The organism is Streptococcus parasanguinis, assembly GCF_031582885.1.
Classification (GTDB): domain Bacteria; phylum Bacillota; class Bacilli; order Lactobacillales; family Streptococcaceae; genus Streptococcus; species Streptococcus parasanguinis_M.
In genome coordinates this window covers 365,738-388,749 of the sequence record NZ_CP133988.1, presented here as the reverse complement: position 1 = coordinate 388,749, position 23,012 = coordinate 365,738, and the positions used below count along the sequence as shown (strand labels likewise).

General features: G+C 41.5%; 23 protein-coding genes and 1 pseudogene. 16 read left to right on the top strand and 8 right to left on the bottom strand.

The window, feature by feature from the left end; genetic code table 11:
* Positions 1 to 65: 65 nt before the first annotated feature.
* From RDV49_RS01945 to RDV49_RS01895, 11 genes are all read left to right on the top strand, one after another.
* On the top strand, positions 66 to 389 hold the full coding sequence (locus RDV49_RS01945) for a hypothetical protein (protein WP_003009429.1): 324 nt from the start codon (positions 66 to 68) through the stop codon (positions 387 to 389).
* The gene (locus RDV49_RS01940) at positions 379 to 2,340 is read left to right on the top strand and encodes a V-type ATP synthase subunit I (protein WP_003009431.1); all 1,962 of its coding nucleotides are present in this window, start codon (positions 379 to 381) and stop codon (positions 2,338 to 2,340) included. Before RDV49_RS01945 ends, RDV49_RS01940 begins: the two co-directional genes overlap by 11 nt.
* A gap of 30 nt (positions 2,341 to 2,370) precedes the next feature.
* Entirely contained in the window at positions 2,371 to 2,850 is a 480-nt protein-coding gene (locus tag RDV49_RS01935; protein WP_003009435.1) for a V-type ATP synthase subunit K, read from the top strand.
* 70 nt (positions 2,851 to 2,920) lie between these two features.
* On the top strand, positions 2,921 to 3,511 hold the full coding sequence (locus RDV49_RS01930; protein WP_003009438.1) for a V-type ATP synthase subunit E family protein: 591 nt from the start codon (positions 2,921 to 2,923) through the stop codon (positions 3,509 to 3,511).
* 9 nt (positions 3,512 to 3,520) lie between these two features.
* Positions 3,521 to 4,540 (top strand): V-type ATPase subunit, encoded by a 1,020-nt coding sequence (locus RDV49_RS01925; RefSeq protein ID WP_003009440.1) that lies wholly within the window; start codon positions 3,521 to 3,523, stop codon positions 4,538 to 4,540.
* The gene (locus tag RDV49_RS01920) at positions 4,521 to 4,841 is read left to right on the top strand and encodes a V-type ATP synthase subunit F (protein WP_003009443.1); all 321 of its coding nucleotides are present in this window, start codon (positions 4,521 to 4,523) and stop codon (positions 4,839 to 4,841) included. The genes RDV49_RS01925 and RDV49_RS01920 overlap by 20 nt, the downstream gene beginning before the upstream one ends.
* Positions 4,838 to 5,542, top strand: coding sequence for a GNAT family N-acetyltransferase (locus RDV49_RS01915; protein WP_003009446.1), 705 nt, complete (start codon positions 4,838 to 4,840; stop codon positions 5,540 to 5,542). Before RDV49_RS01920 ends, RDV49_RS01915 begins: the two co-directional genes overlap by 4 nt.
* Positions 5,543 to 5,575: 33 nt before the next feature.
* Positions 5,576 to 7,366, top strand: a complete 1,791-nt coding sequence (locus tag RDV49_RS01910) for a V-type ATP synthase subunit A (RefSeq protein ID WP_003009451.1) — start codon at positions 5,576 to 5,578, stop codon at positions 7,364 to 7,366.
* Positions 7,353 to 8,738, top strand: a complete 1,386-nt coding sequence (locus RDV49_RS01905; protein ID WP_003002370.1) for a V-type ATP synthase subunit B — start codon at positions 7,353 to 7,355, stop codon at positions 8,736 to 8,738. The genes RDV49_RS01910 and RDV49_RS01905 overlap by 14 nt, the downstream gene beginning before the upstream one ends.
* A gap of 3 nt (positions 8,739 to 8,741) precedes the next feature.
* The gene (locus RDV49_RS01900) at positions 8,742 to 9,365 is read left to right on the top strand and encodes a V-type ATP synthase subunit D (RefSeq protein ID WP_003009455.1); all 624 of its coding nucleotides are present in this window, start codon (positions 8,742 to 8,744) and stop codon (positions 9,363 to 9,365) included.
* A 519-nt stretch (positions 9,366 to 9,884) separates the two neighbouring features.
* Complete coding sequence (locus RDV49_RS01895; RefSeq protein ID WP_003009458.1) at positions 9,885 to 11,015, top strand: LysM peptidoglycan-binding domain-containing protein; 1,131 nt, start codon at positions 9,885 to 9,887, stop codon at positions 11,013 to 11,015.
* Positions 11,016 to 11,101: 86 nt separating this feature from the next.
* Here RDV49_RS01895 and RDV49_RS01890 read toward each other — a convergent pair whose 3' ends face one another.
* Positions 11,102 to 12,271, bottom strand: coding sequence for a CynX/NimT family MFS transporter (locus RDV49_RS01890; RefSeq protein WP_003009461.1), 1,170 nt, complete (start codon positions 12,269 to 12,271; stop codon positions 11,102 to 11,104).
* An 831-nt stretch (positions 12,272 to 13,102) separates the two neighbouring features.
* Between RDV49_RS01890 and RDV49_RS01885 the strand changes: the two genes are divergently transcribed.
* The 3 genes from RDV49_RS01885 (at position 13,103) to RDV49_RS01875 (ending at position 15,153) form a co-directional block, all read left to right on the top strand.
* Complete coding sequence (locus tag RDV49_RS01885; protein WP_003009465.1) at positions 13,103 to 13,384, top strand: autorepressor SdpR family transcription factor; 282 nt, start codon at positions 13,103 to 13,105, stop codon at positions 13,382 to 13,384.
* Positions 13,371 to 14,006 (top strand): SdpI family protein, encoded by a 636-nt coding sequence (locus RDV49_RS01880; RefSeq protein ID WP_003009468.1) that lies wholly within the window; start codon positions 13,371 to 13,373, stop codon positions 14,004 to 14,006. The genes RDV49_RS01885 and RDV49_RS01880 overlap by 14 nt, the downstream gene beginning before the upstream one ends.
* 343 nt (positions 14,007 to 14,349) lie before the next feature.
* The gene (locus tag RDV49_RS01875; RefSeq protein WP_003009470.1) at positions 14,350 to 15,153 is read left to right on the top strand and encodes a hypothetical protein; all 804 of its coding nucleotides are present in this window, start codon (positions 14,350 to 14,352) and stop codon (positions 15,151 to 15,153) included.
* Between the two features lie 558 nt (positions 15,154 to 15,711).
* On the opposite strand, the gene RDV49_RS01870 is transcribed toward RDV49_RS01875, so the two are convergent.
* From RDV49_RS01870 to RDV49_RS01840, 7 genes and pseudogenes are all read right to left on the bottom strand, one after another.
* Positions 15,712 to 16,977: a tyrosine-type recombinase/integrase gene (locus RDV49_RS01870; RefSeq protein WP_003009474.1), complete on the bottom strand. Its 1,266-nt coding sequence runs from the start codon at positions 16,975 to 16,977 to the stop codon at positions 15,712 to 15,714.
* An 89-nt stretch (positions 16,978 to 17,066) separates the two neighbouring features.
* Positions 17,067 to 17,315 carry a hypothetical protein gene (locus tag RDV49_RS01865; RefSeq protein WP_003009477.1) on the bottom strand — a complete coding sequence of 83 codons (249 nt, stop codon included), beginning with the start codon at positions 17,313 to 17,315 and terminating at the stop codon, positions 17,067 to 17,069.
* Positions 17,308 to 17,913 (bottom strand): replication protein, encoded by a 606-nt coding sequence (locus RDV49_RS01860; protein WP_003009480.1) that lies wholly within the window; start codon positions 17,911 to 17,913, stop codon positions 17,308 to 17,310. The genes RDV49_RS01865 and RDV49_RS01860 overlap by 8 nt, the downstream gene beginning before the upstream one ends.
* Positions 17,914 to 18,115: 202 nt before the next feature.
* The gene (locus tag RDV49_RS01855; protein WP_003009483.1) at positions 18,116 to 18,721 is read right to left on the bottom strand and encodes a DUF502 domain-containing protein; all 606 of its coding nucleotides are present in this window, start codon (positions 18,719 to 18,721) and stop codon (positions 18,116 to 18,118) included.
* Positions 18,718 to 19,799 (bottom strand): annotated as a pseudogene (locus tag RDV49_RS01850) (P-loop NTPase family protein). Before RDV49_RS01850 ends, RDV49_RS01855 begins: the two are co-directional and overlap by 4 nt.
* Positions 19,799 to 20,119 carry a hypothetical protein gene (locus RDV49_RS01845; protein ID WP_037608226.1) on the bottom strand — a complete coding sequence of 107 codons (321 nt, stop codon included), beginning with the start codon at positions 20,117 to 20,119 and terminating at the stop codon, positions 19,799 to 19,801. The pseudogene RDV49_RS01850 and the gene RDV49_RS01845 overlap by 1 nt, the downstream one beginning before the upstream one ends.
* A gap of 181 nt (positions 20,120 to 20,300) precedes the next feature.
* The gene (locus tag RDV49_RS01840; protein WP_003009492.1) at positions 20,301 to 20,729 is read right to left on the bottom strand and encodes an RNA polymerase sigma factor; all 429 of its coding nucleotides are present in this window, start codon (positions 20,727 to 20,729) and stop codon (positions 20,301 to 20,303) included.
* A gap of 309 nt (positions 20,730 to 21,038) precedes the next feature.
* Here RDV49_RS01840 and RDV49_RS01835 point away from each other — a divergent pair, with 309 nt between their 5' ends.
* Together RDV49_RS01835 and RDV49_RS01830 are read left to right on the top strand one after the other, a co-directional pair.
* Complete coding sequence (locus RDV49_RS01835) at positions 21,039 to 22,196, top strand: hypothetical protein (protein WP_003009495.1); 1,158 nt, start codon at positions 21,039 to 21,041, stop codon at positions 22,194 to 22,196.
* A gap of 76 nt (positions 22,197 to 22,272) precedes the next feature.
* Positions 22,273 to 23,004, top strand: coding sequence for an ABC transporter ATP-binding protein (locus RDV49_RS01830; protein ID WP_003009498.1), 732 nt, complete (start codon positions 22,273 to 22,275; stop codon positions 23,002 to 23,004).
* The last annotated feature ends 8 nt before the right edge of the window (positions 23,005 to 23,012 follow it).

The window sequence follows — 23,012 nt, the reverse complement described above, 5'->3', positions numbered from 1 at the left end:
GTGGTATAATTTAAGATAATTGTACTGTTGTTGGAAGAACAATGGTTGAATAAGGAGGTGTGACGATGTCGAATGCAACACTCGAGATGATGCAAGAGATCGAGCAAGCTGCTCAGGGCGTGATCGTAGGCTATGAAGCTCAAGTTGAACAAATCCGAACGGATTCGCGCGATCGCCTTGCAACAGTGGCACAGCATTACGATGAGGAAACCAAGCAATTGGTCACAGAGGCAGAAAAAAACGCCCAGGAAAGACTCGTCCGTTTAACGAAAGATCTGGAAGAAACGGTTGCGCGCAATGATGCCAAGGTACAACAGGCGATGACCGATAAGCGAGCTGGGTTAGTTGAAGCCATTGTAGAAAAGGTGGTAGCAAGCTATGGCCGTTAGTCAGATGCAAAAACTGTCCCTCATCTTACCCAAAGATGACTTGGACAGTCTCCTACTAGCGTTACAGTCTGAGGCAAAAATCCAGATTTATGACCTCAGTGAGCATGAAGAATGGCAGGCTGCCTTTGAGGCAAATACCTTGTCTCAACCCTTGACAGAGAACAATCGTCAAGCTTTGGTAGAGCTGCAAAAACGTCAAGAACAAGTTGAAAAAATGATTCAGACTCTGGAGCCTTATATGCCTGAGAAAAAGGCCCTGCAAGCTCTGAAGGAAGAACCCTTAAGCTTGTCTTTTGATGACTTGCAGGCCCACGGGATGATTCGAGATGAGGATCTTCTATTGACCAAGTTGAAACGCCAATTGCGCGTGTTAGACAAGGCTCGTCAAAAGATTGCGGATGCAAAGGGAGAGATAGAGCGCTTAGAAAAATGGCGACCGTTAGAGGTGACGCCAGCTGCCCTCGCTACTTTTCACTATGTGCATGGCTTGATCGGGACGATCCCAAATAGCGATACAGACGCTGTTCGCTCTTCCTTAAAAGCTCATCCTGAGCTGGAGTTAGAAGAAGTCTTTACGTCTGAAACCGAACACGGCTATGTCATCTTGTATCGTTCGGGAGATCGTGTAGCTGTTCAGGAGCTTCTAGAAGACCATGGGTTCAAAGAATTGGACTATGAAGAAGAGCAGGTCCCGGCCGTCTACTTGGATCGCCTAGAAGGGGAAATCAAAGAGCAAGAAGCTGTAGTTGCAGCAACCCTAGCCGAGTTACAAAACTCCCAGAAGGAGCTGGACCAGCTCAAGTACCAGATGGATTACTTGCTGAGTTTGGGAGCTCGTGAGGAAGCCAAGTCGCTTCTTGCTAGTACGCAAAGCTTGGTAGCCCTAGAGGGTTGGATTGAAACCTCCCAAGTGGCCTCATTGCGAGACTTCTTGCAAGAAGGTTTTGGTTCTCGGGTCTTACTAGAGACACGCGATGTGACGGAAAAAGATTGGGATGACGTTCCGATCCAGTTGCGAAATAATGCCTTGGTAGAACCTTTTGAATTAGTCACAGAGATGTATGCCCTGCCTAAGTATTACGAGAAAGATCCGACACCGATCGTTTCTCTCTTCTACTTTGTTTTCTTTGGCATGATGGTCGCAGATATCGGTTATGGACTGTTGCTAACCTTGGCGACAGGCTTTGCCCTTAAAGCCTTCAAGCTCAAGCCTGGTACAGCCAAGAACCTTCGTTTCTTCAGTCTCCTCGGAATTTCAGTTGCCCTTTGGGGTGTGGTCTATGGCTCTTTCTTTGGATTTGAGATGCCTTTTGCCTTGATCAGTACGACCAGTAACGCCATGACCATCCTGATCCTCTCAGTGGTCTTTGGTTTTGTCACTGTCTTAGTGGGCCTCTTTCTAGGAGGAATGAAAAATGTTCGCCTCAAAGACTACACCGAAGCCTATAATGCTGGCTTTGCTTGGGTCTTGATCCTACTTGGCTTAATGCTTCTAGCAGTAGGCAATATCTTGCCAGGGATGAGCCTTCTAGTTCCGATTGGCAAGTGGCTGGCTATTTTGAATGCCATTGGGATCTTGATTGTTTCCATTGTCAGTGCCAAGAAGCTATCCGGTTTAGCGTCTGGTCTCTTTAACCTCTACAATGTCAGTGGCTATGTCGGAGACTTGGTCAGCTTCACCCGTTTGATGGCCTTGGGTTTGTCTGGAGCGAGTATCGGTTCGGCCTTCAACCTCATTGTCAATCTCTTTCCACCGCTTGGACGGTTTACGGTAGGGCTTCTGCTCTTTATCGTCCTACATGCCATTAATATGTTCCTGTCCTTCTTGTCAGGATATGTGCATGGAGCCCGTTTGATCTTTGTGGAGTTCTTCGGTAAGTTCTACGAAGGAGGAGGCAAGCCATTTCGTCCTCTCAAACCTTCTGAACGCTATATTAAAACAAAAAAATAAGTATTATCTTTAATAAATAGGAGTATATTCATGGAATCTTTAGCATCATATTTTTCAGCCCATGGGGGCGCCTTCTTTGCAGCATTTGGTGTGGCGATCGCCGTTGCACTTAGTGGAATGGGATCTGCCCTTGGGGTTGGTAAAACGGGTCAAGCAGCAGCAGCACTCTTGAAAGAACAACCTGAAAAATTTGCCCAAGCCCTGATTTTGCAATTGTTGCCAGGTACACAAGGTTTGTACGGTTTCGTTATCGGGATCTTGATCTGGTTGCAAATTAAGCCAGATATGCCACTTGAAACAGGGGTTGCTTACTTCTTTACAGCTCTTCCGGTTGCGATCGTTGGTTATTTCTCAGCCAAACACCAAGGAAATGTTGCGACAGCAGGGATGCAAATCTTGGCAAAACGTCCTGAAGACATGATGAAAGGGGTTATCCTTGCGGCCATGGTTGAAACCTATGCCATCTTGGCCTTCGTTGTGTCCTTCCTATTGACCCTACGCGTCGGCTAAGAACTAGCTTTGATGAATTCGCCTCACGAGGTGAAAAACACAAGACGCATGCAATAGGAGAAAAAACGATATGGATGAACAAACCCAATTAAAGGATTCGATCTTGGCCCAAGCCCACGAAAAAGGGCGTAAACTCTTAGAAGAGGCCAAGGATACCATCCTAAAAGAAGAGACTGCGCAAGAAGAGCGGTTGATCCAAGATAAACTCAATCAACGCTCCGAGCAGCTCAAGCGGATTCAACGTCAATTGCAACGTGAAACCCAACAAATCGAAAATAAAAAACGCCAATCAACCCTTGTCACCAAGCAACGAGTCTTAAAGGATCTCTTTGCAGATGCTTATGAAGCAATGGCGGCTTGGCCCCTTGAAAAGGAATTGCAGTTTGTAGATGCGATTTTAGACCGCTATCAAGGGCAAGTTGTGACCTTGACTTTTGGGGCGGTGAGCGCTAGCAAATTTGATTCAGCAGCTCTCGAGAGATTGAAGCAGGCTTATCAGAATGTGACAGTTGCAGATGCAACGATCCCAGCTCAAGCAGGCTTTGTCTTGTCGGTTGGGAAGATTGATGACAACTATCTCTACCGTGATTTGGTGGATTCCATTTGGGAGCAAGAAAGCTATCAGATGGCAGCCAGCATTTTCACCGACGAAGAGAACTAGGAGGTTGCAATGAGCGAACGGACCTATTCTCAAGTCAATACAGGAATCAGCGTACGTGAGGCTAGTTTTGTCAGTCCCAGTCAGTTCGAGCAGTTGCTTGCAAGTCCCTCCAGTGAGAGTCGAGAAGGTTTGCTACAAGGGACGCCTTATGCTCTAAATAGCAAGGAGATCAAGGATTTATCAGCCCTTGAAGCCCGCCTGATGGCAGCCTTGTTGGCAGAATACCAATGGGCTTTTGAGGTAAGCCCTCAGTCAGACCTGGTTAGCCTGTTTACCCTGAAGTACACCTATCATAATCTCAAGGTTTATCTAAAACACAAGGCGACAGAGCGCAAGTTGGGGCACTTATTGATCCCTATCGGTCCTTATTCTCTCGATGTGCTCGAGCATTTGGTGGCGACCTTTTCTGCGGAGCATTGTCCGGCCTTTATGGCGGAAGAAGTGGCTGCAACCTGGCAAGAATTCCAAGACTATCAGGACTTGCGGGTTCTCGAAATTGGGATGGACTTAGCTTATTTTAAACACCTGAGATGCTTAGGTGACAGCCTAGATCATCCGATTCTGAAGCAGTTGGTGGACGTGACCATTGACTTTTACAATGCGATTACAGTTAAGCGGGCCTTGGATCAGCAAAAACCGCATAGCTTTATGCACCAATTGCTCTCAGATGAAGGGAGCCTCAGTGCCCATCAGGTGATCGACCTGCTAGAATCCGGTCAGTGGTTGACCTGGTTTTATCAAGTCAATCCGCTGGACTACGATCTCGCCTTAGAGACTTATGAAGAAAAGATGCGCACTGGTCAACTAAAGACCGTAGAGTTGGAGTATTTAGAGAGTTTGGTGAAATTCAGTCTTCTAGACGCTGGCCGTTTTGAAGTCGATGGACCACTCCCTCTTGTTCGTTATCTTTACGGAAAAGAGTTAGAGGTGACCAACCTTCGTTTGGTCCTCTCTGGTTTAGACAATGGTTTTCCGCTAGCAGACATCAAAGAAAGGATGAGACCGATTTATGGACAAACAGACCTATAAGATCGCAGTTGTGGGCAATCGGGACGCCATCCTTCCTTTTCGCCTGATTGGCTTTCAAACCTATCCGGTCACAGAGCCACAAGAAGCGATCAATACCCTGCGAAAACTCAGTCGGGAAAACTTCGGGATTATCTACCTGACAGAGGATATTGCTCAGGCTATTCCAGATACAGTGGCTTTTTACGACCAGCAGCTGACTCCGGCTCTGATCCTTATCCCGACCCATAGAGGAACTACGGGACTGGGCCAACAGCGGATTCGTGATAATGTCGAAAAAGCAGTAGGACAGGATATTTTATGAGAACAAATGAATTTGGCCAAGCGATTGGCGATGCACTGCCGGATTTTACACCGGGGCGTCTGCCAGCTATTGAGCGGATCGAAGGTCGCTATACTGTGATCGAGCGCCTCTCAAAAGAAAAACATGGAGCAGATCTTTATCAGGTCTACGGGCCGGACTCTCCAGCAGCGATGTGGACCTTTCTGTTCAAAGGCCCTGCCCGCAATGAAGAGGAGTGGGACCACTTATTAGATGATCTTATGACAGCCCAAGGTCGCTTTTACTATGCGATTGTAGACAAAGATTCAGGAAAGGCTTTGGGGACTTTCTCTCTCATGCGGATCGATCAAGCTAATCGGGTGATCGAAGTCGGAGCAGTGACCTATTCACCAGCGCTCCAAAAGACACGCATGGCTACGGAAGCCCAGTATCTCTTAGCGCGCTACGTGTTTGAAGATTTAGGCTACCGCCGCTATGAGTGGAAATGTGATGCCTTAAACCAAGCATCTCGCAAAGCAGCTGAGCGCTTAGGGTTCACCTATGAAGGCTGTTTCCGTCAGGCTGTTGTTTATAAAGGTCGTACCCGTGATACAGACTGGTTGTCCATCATTGACCAAGAGTGGCCAGAAATCAAACAGCGGCTAGAAGCTTGGTTGGATCCAAGCAATTTCGATGCCAATGGCCAACAAAAGCAAGCTCTAAGAGAGATAGCACAAAAGTAAAACAAAGAAACAAAGGATTCCCAGGAGGAATACATGACTCAAGGAAAAATTATCAAAGTTTCCGGTCCCTTGGTGGTTGCATCAGGGATGCAGGAGGCCAATATTCAAGACATTTGCCGGGTAGGCGATCTTGGTTTGATTGGCGAAATTATTGAGATGCGGCGGGATGAAGCCTCTATCCAAGTATATGAAGAAACGTCTGGAGTCGGTCCAGGAGAACCAGTGGTAACAACCGGGGCCCCCCTTTCTGTTGAATTGGGACCAGGCTTGATCTCTCAGATGTTTGACGGGATCCAACGCCCCTTGGAACGCTTCCAAGAAGTGACTGCCAGTGACTTTTTGGTTCGTGGGGTGCAAGTTCCGAATCTAGATCGGGACACCAAATGGGCTTTCGAACCAAGTGTGACTGAAGGGACAGAAGTGGTCGCTGGAGACATCGTCGGTACCGTTCAAGAGACCAATATGGTGGAACACCGCATCATGGTACCCTTTGGTGTCAATGGACGTGTGACCAAGATCGCAGCAGGTTCTTACACAGTGGAAGAGCCGGTCTATGAGATCGAGCAGGCAGATGGTAGCCTCTTTACTGGAACCCTGATGCAAAAATGGCCGGTTCGTCGAGGCCGTCCCTTTGCACAAAAACTCATTCCGGTAGAGCCTTTGGTCACCGGTCAACGGGTCATCGATACCTTCTTCCCTGTGACTAAGGGTGGAGCTGCAGCTGTTCCGGGTCCTTTCGGAGCTGGAAAGACAGTTGTGCAACACCAGGTGGCCAAGTTTGCCAATGTAGACATCGTAATTTATGTTGGTTGTGGGGAACGTGGAAATGAAATGACGGACGTTCTGAATGAATTTCCAGAATTGATCGATCCAACGACTGGCCAATCCATCATGCAACGGACCGTTCTGATCGCCAACACTTCGAACATGCCAGTAGCTGCGCGGGAAGCTTCCATCTACACAGGGATTACTATTGCCGAATACTTCCGTGATATGGGCTATTCCGTTGCCATCATGGCCGATTCGACTTCGCGTTGGGCAGAAGCTCTCCGTGAAATGTCTGGTCGTCTAGAAGAAATGCCAGGGGATGAAGGCTACCCAGCCTACCTTGGTAGCCGGATCGCCGAATACTACGAGCGTGCAGGTCGGGTCAAGACACTTGGAACCACTGCGCGTGAAGGTTCGATTACCGCCATCGGTGCCGTTTCTCCTCCAGGTGGAGATATTTCAGAGCCGGTAACGCAAAATACCTTGCGAATTGTTAAGGTCTTCTGGGGCTTAGATGCTCAATTGGCCCAACGCCGCCACTTCCCGGCCATCAACTGGTTGAGTTCTTATTCTCTTTACCAAGATGAAGTTGGTCGCTATATCGATTTACATGAACAAATCAGCTGGTCTGAAAAAGTGACCCGCGCTATGAATTTGCTTCAAAAGGAAAGTGAATTGCAAGAAATCGTCCGCTTGGTTGGTCTAGATTCCTTGTCTGAAAAAGACCGCTTGACCATGAATGCGGCCAAGATGATTCGTGAAGACTACCTGCAACAAAATGCTTTCGATGAGGTTGATACCTATACCTCTTTCAGTAAGCGGGTGGCTTTGTTGACCAACATTTTGACCTTTGACCAAGAAAGTCAAAAAGCACTAGAATTAGGGGCTTACTTCACAGAAATCATGGAAGGAACCGTGGCTCTTCGAGACCGCATTGCCCGGAGCAAATTCATCCATGAGGACCAGTTGGCAACCATCCAAGCCCTGAAAGAAGAAATCGTAGAAACCCTACACCAAATCGTCGCAAAAGGAGGAGTAGACAATGAGCGTGATTAAAGAATACCGTACTGTCAGCGAAGTTGTTGGCCCCTTGATGATTGTCGATCAGGTCGAAGGGGTTCACTACAATGAACTAGTAGAAATCAAGCTTCATGATGGAACGACCCGTCAGGGACAAGTCCTCGAAGTCCAAGAAGACAAGGCCATGGTCCAGCTCTTTGAAGGATCTAGTGGGATCAACTTGGAAAAAGCCAAAGTCCGCTTTACCGGACGTCCCCTAGAACTCCCTGTGTCTGAAGACATGGTCGGACGCATCTTTAACGGGATGGGCAAACCCATCGATGGTGGTCCGGAGATTATCCCAGAGAAGTACTTGGACATTGATGGACAAGCCATCAACCCTGTTTCGCGGGACTATCCGGATGAATTTATCCAGACAGGGATCTCAGCCATTGACCATTTGAATACCTTGGTTCGGGGCCAAAAACTCCCAGTATTCTCAGGTTCTGGTCTTCCTCACAAGGAGTTGGCGGCTCAGATTGCTCGTCAAGCGACGGTGCTTAATTCTGAAGAAAACTTCGCCGTGGTCTTTGCGGCTATGGGGATTACCTTTGAAGAAGCCGAGTTCTTTATGAACGACCTTCGAGAGACAGGTGCGATTGACCGCTCTGTCCTCTTTATCAACCTAGCCAATGACCCAGCTATCGAACGGATTGCCACTCCTCGGATCGCCTTGACCGCTGCCGAATATTTGGCCTATGAAAAAGACATGCACGTCTTGGTTATTATGACCGACATGACCAACTACTGTGAGGCCCTTCGGGAAGTATCTGCTGCCCGCCGGGAAGTTCCAGGTCGTCGGGGCTATCCAGGTTACCTCTATACTAACCTCTCAACCCTCTACGAACGTGCAGGACGCTTGGTTGGAAAGAAAGGATCTGTGACCCAAATTCCGATCCTCTCCATGCCAGAAGATGACATCACCCACCCCATCCCTGACTTGACAGGCTACATCACCGAAGGTCAGATTATTCTGTCCCGCGATCTCTACAATAGTGGTTACCGCCCACCGATTAATGTTCTTCCATCCCTTTCTCGTTTGAAGGACAAGGGTTCTGGTGAAGGCAAGACTCGGGAAGACCATGCGGCGACCATGAACCAGCTCTTTGCGGCTTACGCCCAAGGAAAACAAGCCAAAGAACTGGCTGTAGTGCTTGGGGAGTCTGCCTTGTCAGATACCGACAAGCTCTATGTTAAATTTACGGACCGCTTTGAGCAGGAATACATCAATCAAGGTTTCACCACCAATCGGACGATTGAGGAAAGTTTGGATCTCGGTTGGGAACTCTTATCCATCCTTCCAAGAACAGAGCTTAAACGGATCAAGGATGAGATGATTGACAAGTATCTGCCAAACAAAGAGGATTAGCCTATGGCACGATTAAATGTAAAACCAACTCGGATGGAGCTTAATATTCTCAAAGAGCGCCTCAAGACAGCAACCCGGGGGCACAAGTTGCTCAAGGACAAGCGGGATGAACTCATGCGCCGTTTTATTGAAGCTGTGCGTGAGAATAATCGTCTGCGCCAAAAGGTGGAGGCAGCGCTGGTGGGCAATATGCAAGATTTCGTGATGGCCAAGTCCTTAGAGAGCGACCTCATGGTAGAAGAAATCTTTGCCGTTCCCACTCGAGAAGTGATGCTACACATCGAGGAAGAAAATGTCATGAGTGTGCGCGTGCCCAAGCTCCATGCCCGTATCGATAATCCATACGGAGAGGATGAAGGGGACGTGGTTTATAGCTACCTCGCCTCCAACAGTCAAATGGATAGCACGATCCAAGAAATGGGGGATCTACTCCCAGATTTGCTCAAGTTAGCGGAAATCGAAAAAAGCTGCCAACTCATGGCAGATGAAATCGAGAAAACCCGCCGTCGAGTGAACGGACTCGAGTATGCGACCATCCCAGACCTCAAAGAGACTATCTATTATATCGAAATGAAACTCGAAGAAGCCGAACGCGCCAACCTCGTCAGAATCATGAAGGTAAAATAAGATACATCAAGATACAAAGCCCGTAAAAAGCAAAGTGAAAATAGGGAGCAGGACAGAAGCACTGTTGTATAGAATGCTTCGTTGTCCTGCCCCCACAAGGCTGATTAGGATTTTTCCGAGCTCTTAAAGCGAGAGAAAAATCCAATCAGCTACTGTGTCTTTGAAGTTAGTACTATTACAGTTTGCGTTTATCACACAGCATTTAGGGCGTGTTCAGTTATAAGATACAAAGCCGTAAAAAGCTATGTTCAATTACTTAAAAAATACAAGAACCTCATCGAGGAACCGCTCCTTGATGAGGCTTTTTTTGCGCCCTCGAACTCTTCTTCCAGGACCCTAATTTTATGTTACTAGTTTGTAACAATGTGACAAGAAAGACGAAATGTTACAAGAAAAATACAGTTTTGTTAAATAGCCAAAAAGGCCTTTTATTATTTTTAAATTGTGATAAGATAGTATGGTAGTTAATTTGTCCAAGAAAATCTTGAGCAAAAAAACAAAGAAAAAAGAGGATAAAAGATGAAATTAAAAGTTAATACGAAAGCCTTGATCGCTTCAACAGTAGCTCTTGCAGTGATTCCATTTACAAAAGCCACTGCAGAAACACTTGAAGATTGGGTAGCTCGCTCAGTAGATGAAATCAAACATGATATCCAACAAAGCGGTGAAAACCAACAAACTTATACCATCAAATATGGTGATACATTGAGTTCGATCGCAGAAGCGCTTGGAATCGATGTTCATGTGTTGGCAAACTTAAACAACATCAGCAACATGGATTTGATCTACCCAGGTACTGTATTGAAAACAACAGTAAATGATCAAAAAGAAGTAACTTCAGTTGAAATCCAAACTCCTCAAGCAGGTGCGACAGATGCAACCGTTGCAAGTGCTGACTTGACAACAAACCAAGTGACAGTTGATGACCAAACAGTCGCTGTCAACGATTTGTCTAAACCAGTAAACGAAGATAACAAAGCTGTTCCAGTAGCTCCAGCAGCGGAAACTCAAGAAGCCCCAGCGGAAGCTCCTGTAGTTGAAGTACCAGCAGCAGAAACACCAGCACAACCAGCTGTTCCAGAAACACCAAACTACGGTGCTCCAGCTGTCAATGTTGAAGTACAAAATCAAGAAGCAGCCCCAGCTGCTGCTCCTGAAGCTCCAGCAACTCCTGAAGCTCCAGCTGCTCCTCAATCTGCTCCAGTAGCAGAAGAAGCTCCAGCACAACCCGCAGCAGAAACGACAGCTGCACCTGAAGTACAACCAGTAGCATCAACTCCAACAACTGGTAATGCTATTCCAACTGATCCAAATCTTCAACCTCAAGCGGAAGCTTTCCGTCAAGAAATTGCAGCGAAATTCGGTATCACAAACATCGGTGGTTACCGTGAAGGGGATCCAGAAGACCATGGTAAAGGACTTGCAGTAGACGTGATGGTTCCAACAAATTCAGAGCTTGGAGATCAAGTTGCACAGTATGCGATTGATAACATGGACCGTGCAGGTATCTCATATATTATCTGGAAACAACAATTCTACATGCCAGTAAATAACATTTACGGACCAGCTAATACATGGAACCAAATGCCGGACCGTGGTGGAGATACAGCAAACCACAACGACCACGTACATATCTCATTTAACGGATAATAAAACTTCGAACTAGGACAAGTGCCTAGTTCTTTTTTTGTATGCACAAAAAAGGCCGGAAGACGAATCTTTCAGCCAGACGATGGTTATAAAATATGATCGACTTTTTCCACCTGATAAAGGGCAATCGCCATGATAATGGTTAAGACCAGTAGCATAAGAATGGCAGGTGTCCAAGAGTGGAAAAGAGATTTACTGTAGCCGAAGAGGATGGGACCAAAGGCTGCAAAGACGTAGCCTCCTGTTTGGGCAAGTCCAGAAAGTTGGGCTGTTTTTTCAGGTGTGCTGGATTTCATGGAGAAAGCGACCATGAGGTAAGGGAAGAGCGAACTAACGGAACTTCCAATTAGGGCATTTAATACCAACCAGTAGAAGAAGTTGCTGGTCGGGATTAAGAGCATGGCTACCCCCAGAATCCCTGCTCCGACAACAATGGCAAGCATCAAGCGTCGATTGCGATCGGATAACCGTGTCGTTAAACTTGGGATCGTCAAGGAGAATGGGAGACTGATCAGGGTAAACACGGAGGCAAGTAGTCCAGATTCAACCTTTGAAAGGCCAGCTTGAACAGCCATGGTCGGAAGCCAAGTCATACTTGTATAGAAAAGTAGTGACTGCAATCCTCCGAAAATCATGATAGCCCAGACATATTTATTGGTATACCACTTGCTACTAGATTCCGTAGTAGCAGCCTTTTTGAGTCGGTGGTTGTAGCGAAGGTTAGGAATCCAGATGACCAAAGCAAGAGCACACAAGGCTGTCAAGATGTTGACCAAACCTTGCCAAGAAGTGGCTTTGGTGATCGGAACAGCGACAGAAGAGGCGATCGCTGTGGACATCCCCATAGAAGTGATGTACAAAGTGGTCAGAATGCCTAGTTGGCGGGGTCTGTTCGCCTGAATCAGGCTTGGAAGCAACACATTGAGAAAGGCGATGCCAGCTCCAATCAAGATGGTTCCCAGATAGAGGAAGGGGAGGTTGATAATCCGAATGGCAGATCCGATCGTAATCGCGATCAAAACTAGGAAAAAGAGGCGCTCAATCCCCAACTTTTTAGCAAATTGAATCGCAAAAGGTGAGAAAATGGCAAACGTGAGAAGTGGTAAGCTAGTCAATAGTCCCAGAGAGCTCACATCTACCCCCAAACCAGCAGCGATGTCAGACAAGACCGTCGGAAGCGTAGTAAATGGTGTTCGTAAAACAATCCCAAGCATAATGATGCCCGGGATGAATAGCGTAGAATGTGTTTTTTTCATAAATCCTCCTCAGACAAAAATTCTCTTCATTATAACATAGATCGAGTATAAATTGGAGTATTTGTACAAATGAAGGGTAAGGAACGTAGTTCTCACTCCCATAGAAAAAGCCACCGGTTTTGGTGGCTCTTATAGGGAGATTATTATGAAAAAGTTTAGGATTTTCTATCAAACAAAGTTAGGAGGTCTTTATTTGATGGTTTTATTATAAGGCGGTTTGCTTAAAGAAATCTTAAGAAAAGGTTGTGTTTAAAAAATAGGTCTTAAGTCTGACAAAATGCATTAATCATCATTCCAAACAGTAAAATTACTTATTCCATTCTAAGGAACGTAGTTCTCACTGTCGTTCGAACTGCATCAACGTACCTAAGCTCGTTTAAGCCCCTATTGGACTTGACTCACTAAGAATAGGTTAGTAATAATTGTATAACGCAGTGGTTGATTGGTATCTTTGTTCGCTCTTATAGCTCCAAAGATAACCTAATCAACTGTGCGGGGGTGAGACAACGAACAATTTTAAATAATTGTTCTGTCTCACTCCCATAGAAAAAGCCACCGGTTTTGGTGGCTCTTATAGGGAGATTATTATGAAAAAGTTTAGGATTTTCTATCAAACAAAGTTAGGAGGTCTTCATTTGATGGTTTTATTATAAGGCTGATTTCTTAAAGAAAACTTAAGAAAAGACGCTGTTTATAAGAATCGGTCTTAGGTCTGATATTTTTTTACAACAGAAGCTATTTAGATTTTTTTCTAAATAGAGTTGACAAACCCATCCGAAAGTACTAGAATCTATTTAGAAACATTTCTAAATAGATTAGAGGAGATAGAGAATGAATTTTGCGCAAACATTTAAAGCTTTATCGAATCCGATAAGAAGAAGTATCTTAGAACTGCTAAAGGCGGGGAAATTATCTGCTGGTGATATCGCTGGCCACTTTGATGTAGCAGGAGCGACCATTTCCCATCATTTAAGCCTCCTCAAGCAGGCAGATTTAATTCGAGAGGAAAAAGAGAAGAATTTTATCTACTATGAACTCAATACTTCTGTCTTGGAGGATTTAATGGTCTGGCTCGTTGATTTGAAAGGAGACTCTACTGATGAAAACGAATAAAAAACTATTGATATTAACCTCTATGGTGATACTTTTCCCCATACTTTGGGGGCTGATGATTTGGTCGCAATTGCCTAACCAAATCCCGATTCACTTCAATTTTGCTGGCCAGGCCAATAACTTCCAATCGAAACCCCTGGTTGTGTTTGGTCTTCCTATTTTCGATCTCATGGTGCATCTTTTTATGATCTTTATGATCGGTCGCGATTCTAAGAATAGCGCTATGAATGAAAAAATGATCAGAGCGATTTACTGGTTGACCCCAATCGTTTCCTTAAGTACCTCCTATCTCATCTATAGCAAGGCGCTAGGATCTACTACCAATCCATCAGTTTTTGTTTCGGTTCTGCTGGGTCTCATCTTTGTAATCATGGGCAATTACATGCCTAAGCTAAAAGTGAATCACACGGTTGGAATCCGTCTGCCTTGGACCTTACAGAGTGAAGATAACTGGCACAAAACCCATCGCTTGGCAGGGAAGTTGTGGGTCCTCGGAGGTTTGATCCTCCTACTTGAAGCAGGCCTTCAATTCGCGCTTTCTTATGTACTGGTGCTGGTCATCCTCGCCATTGTGTTTATCCCTATGATGTACTCTTATCAATTAAGCCGGAAAAATCGTTAGTATAAAAAACAACCAGAGAAGAAGCAGTCGTGAACGATTTCTTTTCCGGTTGTTTTTCGATTTTGGATAGGAGAACAGAAAACTTGCATTCACAGCCAGAGTGATCCACCATTTAAAATCGATATATAAGACTGAAGATATGATAAAACTAACGAAGAGAGCTAACAGAATGTATATTACCATTAAGAGTTACTTTTCAAAGGAGTCATCTCTCAGAGTTGTAGTATGTATGATTATTTCAATGGATATTTTGCTTCTAAGTATATTAAAAAAGTGAGAAAAAGCTATAAATATCAGTATATGGTATAATAATTTGGAAGAATTTAATTTTGGAGAAATTAGAATGAAGACATGGATGAAATTAGTCTTTCTATCATTGATAGCAGTAGTGTTGGTCGCTTGTGAAGGGTTACATATTAAAATTAAAGGGATAAAAATGACGGAAGAGTTGAAAACGGATTCTGTATGGATTGATGTTCATCATGGGGAAAAAGTTACTTTGAATCCATATGATGCAGTTACCGCTGTGTATCATTTTGATGGGAAAGGGAATGTGGTAGCTTATTCGGGACTGGATATAGATCTTGGTGAATTTAGTGGGAAGAATGACAAACAGATACTCGAAATTGCAAAAAAAGCTCATGAACGTAATTTTTATCGCCAAAAACAACAGCTCAGGGAAAGGATGGAGGTTCAATTAGAATCAATGAAGAAGGAAGGTATACAGCTATCGTGGGACGCGAAAAACTCCGCTGACGTGAGAGAAAAATTGAAACGCTTAGATGAAACAATCAAAGATGTACAAAAACAGTTTGATGCAGTCGTTGCATCAAACTATAAGGAACCAAAGGCAAGGGTAGTGAACTACACTTTTGGGACATATGATCGAGATGAGTATAGCAAAAATCAAATGCAGATGGTTTTAACATTTGCCGTACAACAGCTTGCCAAAGACTCAATGTCCTATCAACTAGAAAAAACTCAAAAGATATTGAGAGAAGGTTTCTTCTCAAAGAGTGCAGAGGAAGTAAAAGATTCTTATTATGTGGGATTAACTGAGGCTGATTCAGAAAACGATGTTCCAGGAGATTATCATGATTTTATGATTTCTGTGAGAAAAGGTCATAGTGGTATTGACTTAAAATAGATAAGATATAAAAATCAGGTTTTCTATAGGAAGAAGATCGAATCAAAAAATATGCTGCTAATAAAATTAATGGACTGTTAGATAGATACGTAGCGTATGACTATAGTTATCAATTTGAGATAGAATATATATGGAAAAATGAAACTAAAGACTTTAAACTTTTGATTTCAGGTTCAGATAAGAGGTTCGAATATTTTAAAGTTTTCGTGAGTGATAAAAGCCCTATCTTTAGAGATTTCCTATATTATTAAATATAAAGTTGTATAATAATATATAATTTTAGTAGCGTTCATATCATTAAATGCAAATATCATGGAAAGACAATATTTTCCCAACTTAATTTTTGGAAAAAGCCAGAGCTTGAATTGAAATAGAGTGCAATATACTGCATTTGGCAAAAAGAAAAAAGTCGTTGAAATTGATTTTCAACGACTTTTTAAACTCAATTATTTAACTTCTGTAAAGGTTAAGTATTATCTATTTTAGCTGTTAGAAACGTTTATATATCAACGTTTTTGTAATGTTCCTTAGTGAAAGGTAGAGCGAATGGTAGAGTAGTTATTGCGTTAGTTCAGCAATCTTATCAAGATAAATACCCACAGCTTCTAACTTTCGTTGTGGTGCTAATTCAGCGTAAGTATCCATTGTAGTTGAAATTGATTTATGTCCCATTCTGACTTGGAGTTCTTTCCAGTTTGTGCCAGCATTAAGCAACATTGAAGCATGAGTGTGTCGGAATAAATGGAAACCATAATCTGGTAATCCTAGACCTGCTAATCTATTCTTGAGAGTTGTTCGCTCGTTTCTATCACACATATAGTTTCCGTATATTGTTGGGAAAATCAATTTTGTTTCAGGTTTATTGTGTAATTTAAGATACTCGTTCATTTCATTGTGAAAATCTCGAAGTTCTTCAAGTATAGACAAAGGAACTGGAATAGAGCGATTACCTGCATCGGTTTTTGGAGTTGCTTTACAGATGACTTTCCCTTTTGTTCCAGTCTTTTTGTTAGCGGTTTTCCAAAGTAATGTTTTGTTGACACTAATGGAGGATTCTTCGAAGTTCAAATCATCAATTGTCAATGCCAGTAACTCATTTATACGCAAGGCTGAAGCTAAGAGTGTGTTACAAATCAACTTAAACCGTCGATTGGCTCTACTGTTATCTAAACTTTCAAGATAATTAAGCCACCTAGCGAGACTATCATCATGTAAAACCATGATACGTTGCTTGCTAGACTTGGGCTTGGGTGGAATCTTGATAGTGTTGACAGGGTTAGAGGTCAGACCATAGTTAGTAATGCCATAGTCAAAAATATCTTTCAACTTATGGATGACAGCACCGAAATCTTTTGCACATCCTTTATTTGCACGCTTCACACCAGATTCAACTGATTTTTTTGATTTCTTTGCTAGGTCATTTAACCATAGCTGAATATCGGCAGATTCAATTTTACCTGGTTTGTAATCTCCGAATTTAGGAATAATATAATTATCTAGGTAGCCCCTTACCCTATTTAATGTATTATGTGAACTAACCCAAGTTTGATAAGCTTGAAACCAAGCTTCAGCTAAATCTTCCAGCGTATTAATAGACACATTCTCTTTTCGAGTAAATCTATTTCTTTCAAATTCTAAGCGAGCTTGAATAACTTCTCTATCAAGTTGCTTAAGTGTTTTTGCAGTAATAGTTGTTGTGACCTGTTTACCAGTTTTAACATCCTTACCAAGAAATGCTCCTTTCAGCGTATATGAAATGGATTTATCTTTTTTGATTTTTTTAATGACCTTTTTGCCATTATGGATAATTGTTTCAGTTTCCATGTTTGCCTTTCTTCAGGGATATTGAAGTAGGCTAAAATAGTTACCACTCTTTCTTTTAGATAGAACTATTTTAGCACAAATTTTCAATATTAGGATTGTAAGAAGTTAATAACATCATCTAGTAAATAGAAGACAGTTCGTGTTCCTTCAATTGTAGGTTCTAATCTTTTTAATCCTTTTTGTTCCCAAGTTTTTAGTGTATTCGGAGAGATATTCAACTGCTTCAGTAATTCTCGTTGTTGAATTATCTCTAGCGGTCTGTTCTGCTCTTTGATTTGAATGAGCTTGATAAGTGTTTGCAATAATTGTTCAATTTGTTCTAACTTTTCGTTATTCATCGCTGTCTTTCTCCTCTGCATTGGTAGCTTGGAACCGATTTGGATTATGCCGTCGAGAATCTAGATATTTGGCGAAGAAATAGGTGCGTTCAATAATGAGTCCTAACAAATTTGTATTGTTTGCTCGTGCATACCAAACTAGCTCTTCAAATTCGGTAAAGTCATTTTCTTCGATAATATCAACTGCTTCATGAATAAAATCTGATGTCTTCGCCTCCATTAAGAATTTATCCAAATCAAAGCCACAACCAACTTCAATATCTTCGATATTGTAAGGGGTCTTGTCAGGATTTTCTGCATGTGTAAAATAGTCAAATAAACCTGTTGGAGACATAACAACTTCGACATGTGCTGGACCGTTTAGTTTATCGCTGATGATATTTGACACTTGGGAATAGCTTTTCAACGAATCAAAGAAGAAAGCACCGTGTTTGTGCGACTTTTTGAACTCTCCTGTTTGTCTATTGACGTCCTTATCATGCCAAGGACTAAGAATAAAGGGGATATGAAGTTCCTCTAAGATATTCAAGTAGTCTTCAGGAACACTCTCCTTGTAAAAGAGAAATGTCCATTTGGTTGAACGTTGTTCTTTTGCCATATATCTTTACCTCGCTTGTTATTATCGTTCTATCTATAGGAGAATATGAGTGCAGTTTTCGGAATTTTTTGAACAAAATTTGTGATTATTGATTATTGAGCTATTGGGGGTCGTAGTAACCCCAATAGCTCATAGTTGAATGGAACATAATAAAAAGGGGGGCTGTTTGGCTCTTGCTAATGCAAGCCACAGCCCCCAAAGATTAACGTTTTTTACCAGTGAACCATAATTGATTGCCGACTCGAATAGGAGCTGAGAAATAGTAATCAGTATGCTGACTAGCAATTTCCTCTTTTAATAGTGCTTCCATATCCTTTAGAATTTTTTGTCCCTGTTGGTCTCTTGGAACTTTGATGAAGATAGTGACAGAATCAGTCTGAATATCAACCATACATTTACGGACAGCTAGATTAAATCCGTTGTTTACAGGGGTTGATGTTGGTACAGTCTGATGTTCAGGACTTGTTACTTTCTGCACTTTTTCACGTTGAAATAAGAAATTTCTAAGAGAAAAAGTATGATAAATAGATTTCGCATAGTTCATAAGTCTGTCTGTTTTCCACCGTTTGACAATTTCTATTCCAATCAATACCAAGGATAAGGACAAGCAAATGAGAGCTAGTCCGTAACTAATAGAACTGATTTTATCAGTAATAGTTGTGACAGTCTCCAACTTGAACAGAGTATTGGTATTCAATTGAATAGATAGACTATTGAAAAGCCAACCGAACAAATACAAGATAGGAGCGATGAGAAGCAGATTCAGAATGAAATTGAAACTTCTCATGAAATAGGTTTTAGTTGTCATAGGATACCTCGTTTAGTGTAGTAAGTTGGGCAGAGCAGAGGGAGAACCTGATAAGGGTGTTCATTATCAATAACTTGAATGATACCTGTACCATGTCCAGTTGGAATAACAATCCCTTCAGGATCTAAGTCAGGAAATAAAAATTGGGTGGTTTTCTGATTGATATTTCCAATTTGCAATAATACGTTAAGCTGTTCCCTTACTGATATGGGAATGCTGTTATGGTCAAAACGCTGGCTTACCAAAAAGAGATGGATTTTGGTAGCACGTCCCAACAAGGCAATCTGTGAGAGTAAGGAGAAAAAGGCTTCTTTGATGTTCTTATTGACTCCCTCTGATAGAGCAAGCACTTCATCAATGACAATGGTTAGATGGGTAAATTGATGGTTAGGATTATCATACAAGATAGCTTGCCTTTTCTGAATGAGAGTTGCACACTGACTTAATTGCTCATTAACCTGTGAAACAAAATCGGATTTTGAACGATTTTCGACAGGGTGGATAACCGCAATGTGATTTTCTCTAGCCCATCGGCTTGGTGTATCGAATTTTGGGTCAATTATAATTAAGTCAGACATATGTTTCAGAACACTCAAAAAGTACGTTAAAGCATAGCTTTTCCCAGAGCCTGAATTTCCAGCAATAGCCCAGTGATTTATCTTTTCAAGGTTTAGTTCAAAGTGCTTCATAATGGGAATTTTTCCTTGTGGTAGGCTAGCTGAAAATTTATCCAAATCAGGAATAGTTAAACGTTCTGAAATTCCTCGTTTCCAAGGGAAGAATAAACCACGTTTAATGTGTAAGTCATCCGTTTCTAGAGGGACAAAATAGGTAGCGTTTTGTTTTAGGAGTGTGTATTGTGGATAAAGTGAAGCATTGGCAATCAGATAGATTTTTTTGTACAAGTCATCATCAAGGATATAGGCACATGGCAGACGAGGGACAAAGATAAACCCGTCTTCTTGAATAACAATATTAAAAGAATTGGTGTAGCTGGTTTCTCCCTGCATTTTAGGCTCTGGAGCAGGTAAGATTGCAGGTAAGATGGGTTCAGCACATCACGAGATTGTGAACTCATTACCGAACCTCCTTGATACCATTTGCTCGGAAGTAAATGTTATATTTTACTTCGCAGGCTTGTAGAGTGTCAAATTGAATCATGGATTGAAAAGCTGGAAGCTCAATCGTATCTTCAAATTTTACTTGGAAAGGGTCTTGCCCTTCCTGTACAAACCATGCTTTATAGGCTACGATTTCTCCGGTTGGTTTTCCTTCTTCAAACCGTTGTTGTGGTTCAAGTTCGGTACTAAGTGAGTAAATCGGTTGTTTTTGACTGATAATTTTATCAGCCAACGTAGTTGTATAACCACCTTTTGTGGTTTTCATTTTGAATGCCATCGGCAGTTCCTCCTGTGTAAATAGAAAATAATGTGAATGAGCCATGCTCGGTTTTAATCATGGGCTGGATACTGTATCTAGGTCATATCTATCACCTCCTATATATAGGAGATTCAGGATATGGTTTTCGGAATTTTTTGAAAAAAACTAGTAGTCTTTTTGTTGACTACTAGTTAATTTATTATGATTGTATTTTTTTAAGAACCTGTTTACAGGCTTCCTTATAGTACTTTTTAGCAGTCTTATCAGACCGACCAACTAGTTGACTAGCTTTTGTAGCATTTAGACCATTTTCAAATATAGCTTTAAAAACGATACGATGTTTTTCATCTAATTCAGCTAATGCCTCACAATAAAGTTGCTCTTCAACTTCCATGATGGTATAGTCTTCACCAGAACAAGAATTACTTTGAATAAGTTCTTGAAGTGTCGTTTCACGTCCATCATTGGATACAATGAAGTCTAAACTGGATACTTGATGGTATCTAATTTTACGTTGATAGTTTGCTTCTTCTTTATCCATGTCATTTAGAATTTTCAACCAAAACTCTTGTTTATCTGGTTCAAGATTAGCTACTAATTCGGCGTTTGTTGGGTAATGTGTTAGCATATACACCTCTTCTAACAGCCTGTTTTAGGAACAGAAAGAAGCGTATATGAGCAAAAATTGATTGCCGATAGGTGCAAAATGGCACACCAAATAGACGGCGAAACAATTCTATACAAGATATAACCTTTATCGCTATATCATCATATCTGTTTCAATCCGTTCCATTTGGTGGCCACCATTTGGGACTGTATTAAATATTTCTGCAAGATTTCTCTTACACTATTATCTTACTCAAAATCTAATGAGGTTTTGTATTATGCTCTTCGTTAGAAAATGGTAAAATATAAATGAGTGGGAGGCAGAAATCGCATGCTATCTAAGGAAGACAAACAAAAAGTAAAAGAGATTATTGAAGCTAATAAATGGTATACATATGAGGAAGCTGAATCTGAGTTGAGAAAGCATTGGAATCCTGATAACGATAAAGATGGTGATTACTTAACCATGAAACGTAGTCAGATTCAAAAGATATTGCGTTCAGACATTATCGGCACTTATTTGGAAATTCATAAACGAAAAAAAGACCAGTCTGACGATGACTGGTTTATCAAAACTATTTATGGTTGGCCTCAAAAAGAACAATTCTATCTAGATTATAGCGATGGAACAGAAAAAGAGTATTATGAGGAACTACATGTATTTCCCAAATATGATAAGCTTTTCTTGGATTCGGATTTGGAGCAGAGTATAATTTTATCAGCTTTTGATGAATTGCTGAATGATGTTGATAAAGTTGAAATGAGGGAGATTTATGAGGAACTGAATGGATCATTTGGCAAAGGGAAAACTCCATTTTTAATGACAGAACCATATCTTTTTGCATTGAAACACGAAATAGAGAGGCGACAATACCCTACGAAAATTCTTTATCTTGACCCACATTCGCCCAAAGAAATCCTTTCTAGGCTGTCAGAAAAATCAACCCAAGAAAGCCTCCAAAACGAAATGTTTTCTGTGATAGATGAATTTATTCAAAATGTTAATGACAAAGTATCTATTCATCAATCAGCACGAGATGTTGAAAAGCAAAGATTTCAAGAGATTTCAAATTTTTTCAAAAAATGGGAATTCATTTATCCCTCACAAATAATGGCATTAGAGAGTGTACTCATAAATGAGGGGCTTCTTGAAAAATTCAATAATACTTTTCAAGTGTTTAGCCAACCGTTTGAATATGTGATTGATGGTGATATCATAAAAAACAAGCTAATTAAAAAATATTTATCAGAAAATGCTGAATCGCTCTCTAGAGATGAATTAGTTCAAGGGCTAAAAAAATCTATTTATTCATTTGAAAAATATGAACTGACAAAATTTGAGATTGCTTTATCAAAAGATACAGAATTTATAAGTGATTCAGCTATGTTCAGATATAAGATTTCTAGGCGAATACATCAAATATTTAGAAGTTTAAATGTGGATTCCATTCTATTTGAATCACTTGATAATGCGGGGATTCATGAATAGTATTAATGTATTTTTAATTTAGTAAATTATTAACCGAAAATAACATTTAGTAAAAAATTAAAATTAGGAGGATACTATGTTTAATAATGTAGCTGTTAATGCAATTGACCTAACAAAAGATTTTCTACTGGAAAAAAATAAGAAGGTGTCGGTACTAAAGGGAGTGACATTATCCGCGGATTATGGTGAATTTATCTCCATATTAGGTATCAGTGGCTCAGGAAAGTCAACTTTGCTAAATTGCTTAGCAAGTTTATCAGAGCCATCTAGTGGCGAGGTTGTTATAAATGGTGTGAATCCATATAGGCTAAAAGATGGCAAACTGGCTAAATTTAGATGTGAAGACATTGCTATTATTTTTCAAAATTATAATCTAGTTCCTGCTCTACCAGCATTGGAAAATGTTACACTACCTCTAAGACTTTCAGGGAAGACTGCCGATAGGAATCAAGTAAAAACCTTATTGGATAATCTGAATTTTAAAGCCGACCTATCGTCATTAGTATCAACACTATCAGGAGGAGAACAGCAGAAAATTGCTATTTCTCGTGCTATTTTATCAGATAGTAAGGTTATTTTTGCTGATGAGCCGACTGGTGCTTTAGACAGTATTTCTCGGAACTTGATTTTTGAATCGCTTAGAAAGATGGCTGATGAGGGGAAGTGTGTTTTAATGGTTACACATGACATTGAGCTTGCATCTAAAACAGATAAAGCATTTATTTTAAAAGATGGTTACATTTCGCAAGAAATTACTAATCCATCAGCAGAAGAACTTTATCAGGCTCTTGAAACTATTGGCAAGTGAGGTGAGAG

Coding starts and splice junctions, on each gene's coding strand:
- RDV49_RS01945 (WP_003009429.1), top strand. CDS start 66: ATGTCGAATGCAACACTCGAGATGATGCAAGAGATCGAGCAAGCTGCT.
- RDV49_RS01940 (WP_003009431.1), top strand. CDS start 379: ATGGCCGTTAGTCAGATGCAAAAACTGTCCCTCATCTTACCCAAAGAT.
- RDV49_RS01935 (WP_003009435.1), top strand. CDS start 2,371: ATGGAATCTTTAGCATCATATTTTTCAGCCCATGGGGGCGCCTTCTTT.
- RDV49_RS01930 (WP_003009438.1), top strand. CDS start 2,921: ATGGATGAACAAACCCAATTAAAGGATTCGATCTTGGCCCAAGCCCAC.
- RDV49_RS01925 (WP_003009440.1), top strand. CDS start 3,521: ATGAGCGAACGGACCTATTCTCAAGTCAATACAGGAATCAGCGTACGT.
- RDV49_RS01920 (WP_003009443.1), top strand. CDS start 4,521: ATGGACAAACAGACCTATAAGATCGCAGTTGTGGGCAATCGGGACGCC.
- RDV49_RS01915 (WP_003009446.1), top strand. CDS start 4,838: ATGAGAACAAATGAATTTGGCCAAGCGATTGGCGATGCACTGCCGGAT.
- RDV49_RS01910 (WP_003009451.1), top strand. CDS start 5,576: ATGACTCAAGGAAAAATTATCAAAGTTTCCGGTCCCTTGGTGGTTGCA.
- RDV49_RS01905 (WP_003002370.1), top strand. CDS start 7,353: ATGAGCGTGATTAAAGAATACCGTACTGTCAGCGAAGTTGTTGGCCCC.
- RDV49_RS01900 (WP_003009455.1), top strand. CDS start 8,742: ATGGCACGATTAAATGTAAAACCAACTCGGATGGAGCTTAATATTCTC.
- RDV49_RS01895 (WP_003009458.1), top strand. CDS start 9,885: ATGAAATTAAAAGTTAATACGAAAGCCTTGATCGCTTCAACAGTAGCT.
- RDV49_RS01890 (WP_003009461.1), bottom strand. CDS start 12,271: ATGAAAAAAACACATTCTACGCTATTCATCCCGGGCATCATTATGCTT.
- RDV49_RS01885 (WP_003009465.1), top strand. CDS start 13,103: ATGAATTTTGCGCAAACATTTAAAGCTTTATCGAATCCGATAAGAAGA.
- RDV49_RS01880 (WP_003009468.1), top strand. CDS start 13,371: ATGAAAACGAATAAAAAACTATTGATATTAACCTCTATGGTGATACTT.
- RDV49_RS01875 (WP_003009470.1), top strand. CDS start 14,350: ATGAAGACATGGATGAAATTAGTCTTTCTATCATTGATAGCAGTAGTG.
- RDV49_RS01870 (WP_003009474.1), bottom strand. CDS start 16,977: ATGGAAACTGAAACAATTATCCATAATGGCAAAAAGGTCATTAAAAAA.
- RDV49_RS01865 (WP_003009477.1), bottom strand. CDS start 17,315: ATGAATAACGAAAAGTTAGAACAAATTGAACAATTATTGCAAACACTT.
- RDV49_RS01860 (WP_003009480.1), bottom strand. CDS start 17,913: ATGGCAAAAGAACAACGTTCAACCAAATGGACATTTCTCTTTTACAAG.
- RDV49_RS01855 (WP_003009483.1), bottom strand. CDS start 18,721: ATGACAACTAAAACCTATTTCATGAGAAGTTTCAATTTCATTCTGAAT.
- RDV49_RS01845 (WP_037608226.1), bottom strand. CDS start 20,119: ATGGCATTCAAAATGAAAACCACAAAAGGTGGTTATACAACTACGTTG.
- RDV49_RS01840 (WP_003009492.1), bottom strand. CDS start 20,729: ATGCTAACACATTACCCAACAAACGCCGAATTAGTAGCTAATCTTGAA.
- RDV49_RS01835 (WP_003009495.1), top strand. CDS start 21,039: ATGCTATCTAAGGAAGACAAACAAAAAGTAAAAGAGATTATTGAAGCT.
- RDV49_RS01830 (WP_003009498.1), top strand. CDS start 22,273: ATGTTTAATAATGTAGCTGTTAATGCAATTGACCTAACAAAAGATTTT.